The sequence below is a fragment of the Actinophytocola sp. genome, assembly GCF_050699915.1.
Taxonomy (GTDB): Bacteria; Actinomycetota; Actinomycetes; order Mycobacteriales; family Pseudonocardiaceae; genus Actinophytocola.
The window spans coordinates 17,336-29,564 of the sequence record NZ_JBOHGA010000066.1 but is presented as its reverse complement, the minus strand read 5'-3'; the positions used below and the strand labels follow the sequence as shown (position 1 = coordinate 29,564).

Sequence of the window (12,229 nt, the reverse complement as noted above, 5' to 3'; positions counted from 1 at the left end):
GACCCGGTCCAGCTCGTCGACCTCGGCGGCGAGCCCGGACCAGTCGCCCGCGTCCCGCCGGCCGGCCAGCGCCTCGATCCGGGACCGCAGCCGGGCCGAGCCCTCGGCGGTCGGCTCGGGAAGGCCCGGGTTCGCGATCTTCTCCACCACCGCGGTGTACGTCTGCGCCGCGGTCATCTCCGTGGCCTCCACGTCCGACAGCATCCGGTCGAGGTCGGCGAGCCGGCCGTCGAACGAGTCCCGCAGGGCGGCGAGCTCGGTGAGCCGGGTGCGCAGCTCGCCGAGCCGGGTCGAGATGCCGGGCAGCGGGTCGGTCGCGGCCATGGTCAGCACGTCGGTCAGCAGCATCTCGCGGGCCGACTCGAGCTCGCGGCGCAGCCGGTCGACCGAGCCGGCCACGCCCCTGTCGGCCGCGGCCACCGACTCGGCCAGCACCGACACGTCGTGGACCTCCCGCTCCAGCGGGTCGAGCCGGCCGATCGCGGCCGACCACGCGGACTCGGCGGTCGCGAGCACCCCGGTGACCGACGCGAACGTCTGGTTCATCCGGTCGAGCAGCTCGTCGAGCGTGATCCGCTGGACCGTCGCGGCCGGCCCGGTGAGCCCGCGCCGCTCGATGGGCACCTGCTCGGAGTCCAGCTCCACCACCGGCTCGGAGAGCAGCTCGGTCAGCTCGGCGAGCTCCTCGTCGCCGGGCCGCGACCGGCGTGCCCGCACCTCGCGTGCCTGGTCGACCATCCCGCGGTAGGTGGCGAACTGCTCCCAGAGCGTGGCCATCGCGGCGCTCGTCTCGGTCCAGCGCCGGGCGGTCTCGCCGGAGAGCGTGGCGCCCCGCAGCAGCTGGTGGCCGGGGTGGCCGTCCATTTCGACCAGCGAGGTGGCGATCCGGTCGCTGTCCGCGCCGAGCCGGTCCAGCGCGCGGTCCGCTTCCTCCCGGCTCAACAACGCCATGCCCATGTCTCCGGTATACCCATCGCCGCTCAGTCCCGGTACTTCGCCGCCGGTGGCGCGGGTGGCGCGCCGAGCAGATCGGCGAGCCACCGGTTGTAGGTGGCCGTCCACGTGCCGTCGGTGCGCATCCGCTGGATCACCGCGTTGACGAAGCGCACGAAGTCCGTCTGCCCCTTGGGCATCGCCATGCCGTACGGCTCGTCGTCGATCGGCTCGCCGACGACCTTGGTGAACGGGTCCTGCGCGGAGAGCCCGGCGAGGATCGTGTCGTCGGTGGAGATCGCGTCGACCTGGTTCTGCTGCAGCATCACCAGGCAGTCGGTCCAGTTCGGCACCTGCACCGGGACCGGCTTCGCCGCCGCCTGCGCGATGTTGGTCAGCGACGTCGAGCCCTCGGTGGCGCACACCCGCTTGCCGCCGAGCGTGTCGATGCCCGTGATCCCGGACGCCTTCTTCACCAGCACCAGCTGGTTCGCCCGGTAGTACACCGAGGAGAAGTCGACGTCCTTCAGCCGGTCGCAGGTGATCGACATCGTGCGGATGACGATGTCGACTGTCCCCTCCTTGAGCGCCGGGATGCGTTGGCTGGAGGTGAGGATGCGCAGCTGCAGCGCGTTCGGCGTGCCGAAGATGGCCTCGGCGATCTCCTTGGCCATGTCGATGTCGAAGCCCTCGACGTTGCCGGTGAACGGGTTGCGGAAGCCGAACCGAAAGGTGTTCTGGTCCACGCCGACCACGAGCTTGCCCTTGGCTCGGATCTTGGCCATGGTCGAGCCGGCCGGCAGCGCGTTCGGCGCGGGCAGCGAGCCCGGGCGCAGGCTCGCGGTCGGGTCGCCGCAGTCCGGGGCCTCCGGTGTGTCCGGCGGCTCGGTCAGCTCCTTCGCGTCGGCCGGGCGCGGCACCTCGGCGCGCGGCTCCGAGGGCGAGACGGTCTCGTCGGCCCCGCATCCGGTCACGAGCAGCAGCGCGGCGAGCACGGCGGCTAGTGCCGTCCTCCTGGTCCTACGGCGGTTCATCGGTACTCCTTGAGCCGCTGCCAGATGCCCGCCACGGAGCCGGCAGCCATTATCACGGCCAGCACGATCACCGCGAGCACGGCGCCGGTGAGCGCGTTGCCCGCCTGCGAGACCTCGTCGGTGTAGCGCGCGTTGGTCTGCTCGAGCGCCTCCGCGAGGTTGGAGTCGATCGTGTCGAAGCGGGCGGCCGCGCCGTCGTCGCCAGGCCCGATCGCGAGCTCCACCGCGCGGGTGTAGTCGCCGCCGTCGTCCGCCGTGCGGATGTTCGCGTGCGTCTCGATCCACGGGCCGAGCGTGCGGCCCGCGGTCTCCAGTTGGTCGATCGCCTGGCCCTCGAAGCCGGCCCAGCTCGCCCCCACTCCGCGCAGGAAGCGCTCGAGCCGCTCGTAGGCGTCCAGGAAGTCCTCCTCGAACGCCGCGCCGCTGCCGCGGGCGACAAGTGTGAGCGTCTCGTCGGCCCGCGCGGTGAGCGCGTCGACGCGGGCCTCGGCGAGCCCGTCGACGCTTGTGAACACGTCGCGGGCGTCGTCGACGTTCGCCCGTGCGCCGAGGGTGGCCACGAGTACCCAGATCAGCGCGACCAGTGCCGCCGCGGTGGCCGCCACGAGGCCGACGTTGAACACCCGGTTCGAGCGACGCCGCAGGAAGAGCTGGGCGGCCACCAGCGCGCCGATCGCGACCAGGCCGAGGAAGACCTCCAGCAGCGGGAGCCCGCCGGCCTCATCTTGGCGCTCGTTCACCTGCGCGCTGGTGGACCGGTGCAGCTCCTCGGCCGCCGGCAGCAGTTCGGTGCGCATGAGGTTGGACGCCTCGCGCTGGTAGGCCGCGCCGACCGGCAGGCCCTGGTGGTTGTTGGCCCGGGCGGTCTCGACGAGTCCGGTGTAGACGGACAGCTTGGCGGAGAGGATGGCGAGCGGGCTGTCCGCGGCGGTCACGTCGGCCGGCTCGCGGGACGCGACGGCGATCGCGAGCGCGGACTCCGCCTGCGCGATGTCGTTCTCGTAGCGGGCGCGCTGGTCGGCCGGCTCCTCGCCGCCGGCCAGGAAGGCGCTGGTGGCGGTGGCGTCCGCGTCGGACAGCGACCGGTAGATGTCCTGCGCGGCCACGCTGAGCGGCCCGCTGCGGGTGGCGAGGTCGTCGAGCGCGGTGACCCGGGTCTGTACGGCGACCGCGGTGAGCACGCCGACGAGCACGCTGACCAGGACCAGCCCGACGGTGAGGATGGTCAGCACGCCTGGGGTCGTCCGGGCCAGCTCGTTCAGCTCGGTGAACCGGCCCCGGGGTCTCGGTGGGTCCGTGGCGGCGGGCGGAGCGACCGCGGGGGCGCTCACGGGAGGCCCGCGCACGGATGAGCGACGATCGACACGGCGAACCCCTTCCGAACGGCCCCGACCCGGGCCGTACCTTCCCCCGACGGTGATCGTCAGCCTAGTCCGCGAAGTGGCGGGACCGCCTCGATTTCACCGGAATGCGACCTAGGCCGGGAGGATGCGGCGGGGGAGGCCGTGCGGGCGCTCGCGGGGCTGCCACTCGCGTGGGTAGCCCAATGAGACCTCCTCGAAGCGGACCCCGTCGTACTCGGTGGTGCGCGGGATGTGCAGGTGGCCGTAGACCATGGCCGCGGCGGCGAAGCGGGTGTGCCAGTCGGCCGTCGCCTCGGTGCCGCACCACTGCGCGAACTCCGGGTAGCGCAGCACCCGCGTCGGCTCGCGGACCAGCGGGTAGTGGTTGACCAGCACCGTCGGCCCGTCGATCTCGGTCAGCCGCTTCTCGGTCGCCTCGACCCGGGCCCGGCACCACTCGTCCCGGGTCGGGTACGGGTCGGGGTGCAGCAGGTACTCGTCGGTGCAGACCACGCCCGTCTCGTGGGCGTAGGCGAGGCCCTCCTCCTTGGTGGCACAGCCCTCCGGCCGGAACGTGTAGTCGTAGAGCAGGAACAACGGCGCCACGGTCACCGGGCCGTCCGGGCCGTGCCACACCGGGTACGGGTCCTCGGGAGTGTGCACGTCGAGCCGTCTGGCCATCTCCACGAGCGCCTCGTACCGCTCGACCCCGCGCAGCGTGACCGGGTCGTCGACCGGGGTCCACAGCTCGTGGTTGCCCGGCGTCCACACGACGGTGTCGAACCGTTCGCGCAGCGTGCCGAGCGCCCACTCGACGGTCGAAAACCGCTCGGCAACGTCACCCGCGACCAGCAGCCAGTCCGACTCGTCGGCCGGGCGCAGGCCGCGGACCACCTCGCGGTTGTCCGGGTAGGCGACGTGCAGGTCGCTGGCGGCATAAATGGCACTCACGACATCCGACCCTAACGGTCCCGTTATCCGCCGCGGCTTACCGTTGTCCTGAACAATGGCCGTGGCCAGGTCTGTTAGGGGAGGGAGCGGTGGTGCGCGGACTGATCGCCTCGATCGGTGGTGTCGCGGTGCTGACCGCGACGCTGCTCGTGGCGCCCGGCCCCGCCGCCGCGCAGCCCACGACCGTCGCCGGCCTGCTGGCGTACTACCACGACCTCAGCCAGGAGGCGGAGCGCGTCAACGAGGAGCTGCTGATCCTGCAGGAGCAGGTGTCCGCGCAGGAACGTGCGTCGGCGGCGGCCACGAAGGCGGCGAAAGAGGCCGAGGCCGTCGCCGACACCGCCCGCGCCAAGATCAACTCCGCGCAGGACCTCGACGAGGTCGCCGAGGTGCTCGCCGCCCGCCGGGCCCGCGACGCGCTGTCCGCGTTCGCCACCAGCTCCAGCCCCGACGACCTGCTCGTCCGGCTCGAGGCGGCGAGCCTCGCGCAGCGGATGACCGGCGAGCGGCTGGTCGGCGAGTCAACGCTCGCGGCGGCCGAGGTCGCCGAGGACAAGGCGGAGGCCGCGTCGGCGTCCGCGAAGGCGGCGTCCGCGAAGGCCGGCAAGGGCGCGGCGACGCTGCGGGAGCGGCGGACCGACCTCGACGGGCAGATCGCCGAGGTGCGCGAGGCGCTCGACAACCTCACCCCGGACCAGCGGGCGCTGCTCGCGGGCGTCGAGGACTACGGCGACGACGTGGTCATCCCGTCCGGGAACATCGGCGGGATCATCCGGTACCTGATGTCGCAGCTGGGCAAGCCGTACCTGTGGGGCGCGGTCGGTCCGGCGGCCTACGACTGCTCCGGGCTGGTGCAGACCTCGTTCCGCCGGGCGGGGGTCACGCTGCCGCGGGTGTCGGTCCAGCAGTCGCAGGTCGGCATGCCGGTGTCCCGGGCGGACGTCAAGGCCGGCGACCTGATCTTCTACTACCGCCCGGTGCACCACGTGGCCATCGCGGTGGACGACACCCGCGCGGTGCACGCCCCGAGCATCGGCGAGACCGTGAAGATCGGCGGCATCGACGAGATCGGCCCGATCACGGTCATCCGCCGCGTCCTCGCCTAGCGGGGGCACGGCGCGCGGCCGCGCCCCCGCCGGCCAGGTCAGTGGCGGCCGGTGTGCATGCGCCGGTGCGTGTGCGGCTCGTCGTCAGTGCCGCGCAGGGTGCGCAGCATCTCGTCCTCGCGCAGTACCAGGGGATCCGAGCGCAGGTCCCGGAACAGCGCCCAGCACAGGCCGATCATCACCAGGGCGAACGGCGCCGCCACGATGATCGTCATGTACTGCAAGCCGGTCAACGCGCTGCCGCTGCCGTCCCCGGCGAGCAGCATCACGATGGCCACGCCACCCATCAACACGCCCCAGAAGATCACCACGTTGCGCTTCGGATGCACCGAGCCGCTCTGCGACAGCGTGCCCATCACGACCGACGCCGCGTCCGCGCCCGAGACGAAGAAGATCGACACGAGCACGATCACCAGAATCGCGGCCAGCGTGGACATCGGCAGGTGTTCCAGGAAGGCGAACGTCATCGCCTGCGGGTTGCCGTCCGTGTTGTAGACCCAGCTGCCCGCGTCGACCACGCCCGACAGGTCGCCGTTGAGGCTGGCCAGCTCCTGCGGCGTCAGGTTCGCCGCGGCGAGCGCGTCGCGCTGCTGCTGGATCGCCGCGCCGCCGAAGATCGCGAACCAGAACAGGCTGACCACGCTCGGCACGAGGATCACGCCGGCCACGAACTGCCGGATCGACCGGCCCCGGCTGATGCGCGCGATGAACATGCCGACGAACGGCGTCCAGGAGATCCACCAGGCCCAGTAGAAGATCGTCCAGCCGCCGAGCCAGGTCTGCATCTCGTCGCCGCCGGTGGCGCCGGTACGGCCGGACATCTCCGCGAACCCGCGCAGGTAGTCGCCGATCGCGCCGGGCACCAGGTTGAGCATCAGCACGGTGGGGCCGACCACGAGTACGAAGAACGCGAGCACCGCGGCGAGCACCATGTTGATGTTCGACAGCCACTGGATGCCCTTCGCCACCCCGGACACCGCCGAGGCGACGAAGGCGATCGTGAGGAACGCGATGATGATCACCAGCAGCGTGGTGCCGGCCTCGCCGACCCAGCCGACGTAGCGCATGCCCTCGCCGACCTGCAACGCGCCGAGCCCCAGCGAGGCGGCCGAGCCGAACAGCGTGGCGAAGATCGCCATGATGTCGATGGCCTTGCCGAGCGGGCCGGACGAGCGCCGCTCGCCGAGCAGCGGCGAGAACACGGAGCTGAACAGCTGCCGCCGCCCACGGCGGAACGTGCTGTACGCGATGGCCAGGCCCACCACCGCGTAGATCGCCCACGGGTGCACGGTCCAGTGGAACAGCGTCGTCGCCATCGCGGTGTGCACGGCCTCGTCCGACGCCGGCAGCGCGGTCCCCGGCGGCGGGCTCATCAGGTGCGTGACCGGCTCGGCCACCCCGAAGAACATCAGCCCGATGCCCATCCCCGCACTGAACATCATCGCGATCCAGGACACCGTCCGGAACTCGGGCTTCTCCTTGTCCGCGCCGAGCGGGATCCGGCCGTACCGGCTGATCGACAGTCCGATCGCGAACAGCACGAATCCACTTGCGACGAGCACGAAGGCCCAGCCGCCGTAGGGAATGATGCCCTCGTTGAGCACGCTGTTCGCGAGGTTGATCAGCGAGTCGGTGCCGAGCACGCCCCAGGCGAGGAACACCACGGTGAGCGCGGCCGCCACCCCGAACACGACCTTGTCGGTGACCGCCGGCCGGTCGGCGGCCAGGACCACCGAACCATCCGACACCTCAACGACTCTGTCGCCGCCCGGACCGGTCTCCTCCGGTGCGTTGGCCTTGACCGACTCCTCCGTCGTGTCGTCCGCCACGGCGCCTCCCTCCGACTCAGGCTCATGGGTTCTGCGGAGCCTAAACCGTTGGTCAACTCGGCGGAGCGGCCGTGTTGCACAATGTGCACCAGTCCATCTTCGTTACGCAAAAGAGTTCTCGGGCAGCCGAGCGCGGGCCGCGCGCACCGCCCGCACCGTCGCGACGCCCGCGGCGACGAACAGCGAGCCGAGCGACTGCAGCCCGGCGGCCAGTACGAGGACGGCGACGGCGAGCGTCGCGGACGAGCCGAGCGCGGACAGTGCGAACATCACGCACGCCACGAGCAGCACCACGCCGGCCGCGCGGACCTGGCGCGCGGCGGTGGTGAGGTCGGTGACCCGGCGGGCCTGCACCTGGAAGACCACAATGGACATCGTGTTCAGCACGAGCAGGGCCGCCACCGTGCGGCGACCTGCCCGCGCGGATCTACCGCCAGCTCCACGAGGCGATCATCGAGGGCCGGCTCGGCCCGGGGGAGCGGCTGCCGCCGACCCGCGAGCTCGCGGCGAGCCTGGCGGTCTCCCGCAACACGGTCGCGGTCGCCTACGAGCGGCTCACCGCCGAGGGCTTCCTGGTGGGCAAGGTCGGCGCGGGCACGTTCGTGTGCGCGAACCCGCCGGCCGACCCCGCTCGCCCCGACCGGCCGGGCGGCGAGATCCCGGTCCGCCCGCTGTGGCGCCTTCTCACGGACGAGCCGTCGCCGCCTCCGCCGGCGCGCTACGACTTCCAGCTCGGCGTGCCCGACGCGCACCGCTTCCCGATGGCCGCCTGGCGCCGGCTGATCGCCCGCGAGCTGCGGGACGTGGGCGTGCGCGCGTCGAGCTACGTCGACCCGGCCGGGCACGCGGGCCTGCGAGCCGCCATCGCCCGGCACATCTGGCTGTCCCGTTCGGTACGGGCGGACACGGCGGACGTCGTGGTGACCCAGGGCGCGCAGCAGGCGCTCGACCTCGTCGGCCGGGTGCTCGTCGAGCCGGGCGCGTGCGTGGCCGTCGAGGAACCGGGCTACCCGCCGGTGCGCGCGCTGTTCACCTCGCTCGGCGCCACGGTCACCGGCGTGCCGGTGGACGGTGAGGGCCTCGTGGTGTCGGCGATCCCGCGTGCGGCGAGCCTCGTCTACGTCACCCCGTCGCACCAGTTCCCGCTCGGCACGGCCATGTCGCTCGACCGGCGCACGGCGCTGCTCGCCTGGGCGCACGAGCACGGCGCGGTGTTGGTGGAGGACGACTACGACAGCGAGTTCCGCTTCTCCGACCGTCCACTCGAGCCGCTGCACAGCCTCGACCGCGGCCGCCGCGTGATCTACGTCGGCTCGTTCGCCAAGACGATGCTGCCCATGCTGCGGCTGGGTTTCCTCGTGGTGCCGCCGTCGCTGCGAACCGCCGTACGCACGGCCAAGCGGCTCACCGACCGGCAGGGCGACGTCATCACGCAGGGCGCGATGGCGGCGTTCCTCACCGAGGGCCTGTTCGCCCGCCACCTGCGCCGGTCCACCCGCGAGTACGCGGCCCGCCACGAGCGGATCACCGCGGTCCTGTGCCGCGACTTCGCCGACCGGCTGGCGGTCGTGCCGTCCAGCGCCGGCCTGCACCTGGCCGCGCACCTGCGCGAGCCGGTCGACGTCGACGCGCTGGTGCGCCGCGCGGCCGAGGCGGGCGTGGTCGTGGAGGACCTCGCTGCCTACCACGGTGACGGACCCGGCGAACCGGGGCTCGCGCTCGGCTTCGGCGCGATCGAGCTGGACCGGATCGAACCCGGGCTGCGCCGCCTCGCGGCCTGCTGGCCGTGAGATACGGTCGGGTATGACCTCGCTGGCCGGTAGGACGACGACCGAACCGGAGCTGGAAACGTTGCTCGCGGCGGCGGCCGAGGCGGGCGCCGAGCTGGCGGGCCTGGCCCCGGACCGGCGGGCCGAGGCGCTGCGCCGGGTCGCGGACGCGGTGGACTCGGCGGCAGGTGAGCTGGTGCCGCTCGCGAGCAAGGAGACCAACCTCCCGATGACGCCGCGGCTGGTCGCGGAGCTCGGTCGCGCCACGTTCCAGCTGCGGCTGCTGGCCGAGGCCGTCGCCGAGGGCGGCTACCTCGAGGTCACCCTCGACTCGCCGGACCCCGACTGGCCGGCCGGCGGTCGGGCGGACATGCGCCGGCTGCTGTGGCCGGTCGGACCCGTCCTCAACTTCGCGGCGAGCAACTTCCCGTTCGCGTTCAGCGTCGCGGGCGGCGACACCGCGGCGGCCCTCGCGGCCGGTTGCCCGGTGGTGGTCAAGGCGAACCCGGGCCACCCCGAGCTCTCCGCGCTGACCGCGTCGACCGTCTCCGTCGCGCTCGCCGACGCCGGACTGCCGGCCGGCAGCTTCGCGGTGGTGTACGGCGAGGAGACCGGCCGCGCGGCGCTGCTGGACACGCGGATCAAGGCCGGCGCGTTCACCGGCTCGACGGCCGTCGGGCGGACGCTGTTCGACCTGGCGAGCTCGCGGCCGGAGCCGATCCCGTTCTACGCCGAGATGGGCAGCGTGAACCCGGTGTTCGTGACGGAGTCCGCGGCGGCGAGCCGGGAGGCGGAGATCGCGGACGGCTATCTCGGCTCGTACACCCTGGGCATGGGCCAGTTCTGCACGAAGCCGGGCCTGCTGTTCGTGCCCGAGCGGGCGGCGGAGTCCATCACCGCGCGGCTGGTCACGGCGCTGTCCGAGCGGGCCGCCGCCCGGCTGCTCAACGACCGGATCGCGGCCGGTTACCAGCGGGTGCACTCGGCACTCGCCGGCCACCCCGCGATGTCCGTGCTGCACGCGGGCACCGACAGCGCCGAGGGGCCGGCGCCCGCGCTGCTCGGCACGACCGCGGCGGACCTGTTGGCGCACCACGACGAGCTGACCGCCGAGTGCTTCGGCCCGACCTCGGTCCTGGTGCGCTACTCCTCGACCGACGAGCTGCTGGCCTGCGCACGCTCGTTCCCCGGCGAGCTGACCGCGACCGTCCACGGCGAGGGCGACGACGAGCCGGCCGCCCGGCTGGTCGCCGAACTGTCCACACGGGTTGGTCGGGTGCTGTGGAACGGCTGGCCCACCGGGGTCGCGGTGACCTACGCGATGCAGCACGGCGGCCCGTACCCGGCGACGACGGCTCCGCTGCACACGTCCGTGGGCACCACGTCGCTGCGCCGCTTCCTGCGCCCGGTGGCCTACCAGAACATGCCGCAACACCTGCTGCCGGAGGTGCTGCGGGACGGCAACCCGTTCGGCGTCCCGCGCCGGCTGGACGGCGTGCTCACGCCGCCGCGCTAGCGTCCGACCGCGTAGCCCTGCATGCCGCGGGCGTTGGCGGCGGCGCGCAGCCGGCCGGTCGCGGTCTCCCGCGACGCCGCGGACAGGCGGCCCAGCGACCACGGCTCCACGACCGTGACCTCGTGCCCGCGGCGGGCGAGCTCCGTCCGGACCGAACTGTCTACTCTGGACTCGACGACCAGCTCGGTGCCCGTCGCCCGGGGGTAGAACGACGAGGCGAACGCGGTGGTGTGCCAGGCGGGCGCGTCGATCGCCTCCTGCAGGTTCATGCCGTGACCCGCGTGGTTGAGCAGGAACCCGAGCTGCCACTGGTCCTGCTGGTCGCCGCCGGGGGTGCCGAACGACAGGAGCTCGCCGTCGCGGGTGGCGAGCGAGGGCGACAGCGTCGTGCGCGGGCGCTTGCCCGGCGCGAGCGAGTTCGGCAGGCCCTCCTCGAGCCAGAACATCTGCGCGCGCGTGCCGAGGCAGAAGCCGAGCGACGGCACGGTCGGCGAGCTCTGCAGCCAGCCGCCGGACGGGGTCGCGGAGATGGCGTTGCCCCACCGGTCCACGACGTCGATGTGGCACGTGTCGCCGCGGGTGGTGCCGAGCGGGGACAGCGTCGGCTCACCGATGCCCAGTCCGGTCGTCGTGACCTCGCCGCCCTCGGTGACGAACCGGGGCAGCCGGCCCGTGCCCGGCCGCAGCGGCGCGGCGGCGTCGCCGGTCACCAGGGTCGCGCGCTCGGCCGCGTACTCGGCGGAGAGCAGCCGGTCCAGCGGGACCTCGGCGTCGCCGTAGTTGGCGTCGCGGTCGGCGAAGGCGAGCTTGGCGACCTCGGTCGTGCGGTGGATCAGCTCGGCGCTGCCCGGCGGCGGCGGCTCCCCGAGCTCGCGCAGAAGGGCGAGCTGCTGGAGCAGCACGGGACCCTGGCTCCACGCGCCGGCCTTGTGGACGGTCCAGCCGAACGCGTCGAGGCTCACCGTCGGCTCGTAGCCGGGGCGCCAGGCCGCGAGGTCCGCGCCGGTGAGCAGTCCGGTGTGCGAGCGGCCGGAGTCGTCGAGGATCTCGGTGCGGCAGAAGGAGTCCAGCTCCTCGGCGACGAAGCCCTCGTACCAGGCCCGGATGGCGGCGTCGAGCTGCGCCTCGCGGCCCGCGCCCGCGGCCTCCGCCTCGGCCACGAGCCGCCGGTAGGTCGCGGCGAGGGCCGGGTTGCGGACGAGCTCGCCGGGCCGGGCGGCCGGCAGCCACTGGGCGGCGGAGGTGGGCCAGTAGGTGCAGAACAGCTCCTCGACGGTCTGGACCGTGAGCACGACGGCCTCGGCGACCGGGTGGCCGTGCTCGGCGTAGGAGATGGCGTAGCTCAGGATGTCTCGCAGCGGGAGCGTGCCATGGTCGCGCAGGAGCGTGAGCCAGGCGCCGACCGCGCCGGGCACGGTGGCGGCGAGCAGCCCGGTGCCGGGGACCAGGTCCAGACCCAGTTCACGAAACCGCTCGGTCGTGGCGGCCGCCGGCGCGACCCCCTGTCCACACAGGACTCGCGGGGTCGGGTCGGCGGCGGTGGCGAGGATCGCCGGCACCTCGCCGCCCGGACCGTTCATGTGCGGCTCGGTGACGTGCAGGGTGAAACCGGCGGCCGCGGCGGCGTCGAAGGCGTTGCCGCCGTGTTCGAGCACCGCCATCCCGGCGGCGGACGCGAGCCAGTGCGTCGAGGCCACCATGCCGAAGGTGCCGGACAGTTCGGGACGGGTGGTGAACACCCGCCTCAC

At 73.1% G+C, this 12,229-nt stretch carries 10 protein-coding genes; 3 read left to right on the top strand and 7 right to left on the bottom strand.

All coding sequences use genetic code 11. The features are described from left to right. From ACRDSK_RS14635 to ACRDSK_RS14620, 4 genes are all read right to left on the bottom strand, one after another. On the bottom strand, positions 1 to 957 hold a 957-nt coding region (locus tag ACRDSK_RS14635; protein ID WP_431441293.1), incomplete at its 3' end, for a hypothetical protein. A 23-nt stretch (positions 958 to 980) separates the two neighbouring features. Next, entirely contained in the window at positions 981 to 1,967 is a 987-nt protein-coding gene (locus tag ACRDSK_RS14630; RefSeq protein ID WP_431441291.1) for a glutamate ABC transporter substrate-binding protein, read from the bottom strand. Then, positions 1,964 to 3,298 (bottom strand): hypothetical protein, encoded by a 1,335-nt coding sequence (locus tag ACRDSK_RS14625; protein ID WP_431441290.1) that lies wholly within the window; start codon positions 3,296 to 3,298, stop codon positions 1,964 to 1,966. Before ACRDSK_RS14625 ends, ACRDSK_RS14630 begins: the two co-directional genes overlap by 4 nt. 144 nt (positions 3,299 to 3,442) lie before the next feature. Further along, on the bottom strand, positions 3,443 to 4,261 hold the full coding sequence (locus tag ACRDSK_RS14620) for a metallophosphoesterase family protein (protein WP_431441288.1): 819 nt from the start codon (positions 4,259 to 4,261) through the stop codon (positions 3,443 to 3,445). 92 nt (positions 4,262 to 4,353) lie between these two features. Between ACRDSK_RS14620 and ACRDSK_RS14615 the strand changes: the two genes are divergently transcribed. After that, a complete protein-coding gene (locus tag ACRDSK_RS14615; protein WP_431441286.1) occupies positions 4,354 to 5,367 on the top strand; it encodes an NlpC/P60 family protein in 1,014 nt (337 codons plus the stop codon). 38 nt (positions 5,368 to 5,405) lie between these two features. Here the strand turns inward: ACRDSK_RS14615 and ACRDSK_RS14610 are convergent, their stop codons facing one another. Both ACRDSK_RS14610 and ACRDSK_RS14605 read right to left on the bottom strand, forming a co-directional pair. Further along, a complete protein-coding gene (locus tag ACRDSK_RS14610; RefSeq protein ID WP_431441285.1) occupies positions 5,406 to 7,196 on the bottom strand; it encodes a BCCT family transporter in 1,791 nt (596 codons plus the stop codon). Positions 7,197 to 7,298: 102 nt separating this feature from the next. Continuing rightward, the gene (locus ACRDSK_RS14605) at positions 7,299 to 7,598 is read right to left on the bottom strand and encodes a hypothetical protein (RefSeq protein WP_431441284.1); all 300 of its coding nucleotides are present in this window, start codon (positions 7,596 to 7,598) and stop codon (positions 7,299 to 7,301) included. Between the two features lie 11 nt (positions 7,599 to 7,609). Here ACRDSK_RS14605 and ACRDSK_RS14600 point away from each other — a divergent pair, with 11 nt between their 5' ends. Both ACRDSK_RS14600 and ACRDSK_RS14595 read left to right on the top strand, forming a co-directional pair. Continuing rightward, on the top strand, positions 7,610 to 8,986 hold the full coding sequence (locus ACRDSK_RS14600) for a PLP-dependent aminotransferase family protein (protein ID WP_431441294.1): 1,377 nt from the start codon (positions 7,610 to 7,612) through the stop codon (positions 8,984 to 8,986). A 13-nt stretch (positions 8,987 to 8,999) separates the two neighbouring features. Beyond that, entirely contained in the window at positions 9,000 to 10,481 is a 1,482-nt protein-coding gene (locus ACRDSK_RS14595; RefSeq protein ID WP_431441282.1) for an aldehyde dehydrogenase (NADP(+)), read from the top strand. On the opposite strand, the gene ACRDSK_RS14590 is transcribed toward ACRDSK_RS14595, so the two are convergent. Continuing rightward, positions 10,478 to 12,220 (bottom strand): gamma-glutamyltransferase family protein, encoded by a 1,743-nt coding sequence (locus ACRDSK_RS14590; RefSeq protein WP_431441281.1) that lies wholly within the window; start codon positions 12,218 to 12,220, stop codon positions 10,478 to 10,480. The genes ACRDSK_RS14595 and ACRDSK_RS14590 overlap by 4 nt on opposite strands. Positions 12,221 to 12,229 lie beyond the last annotated feature (9 nt).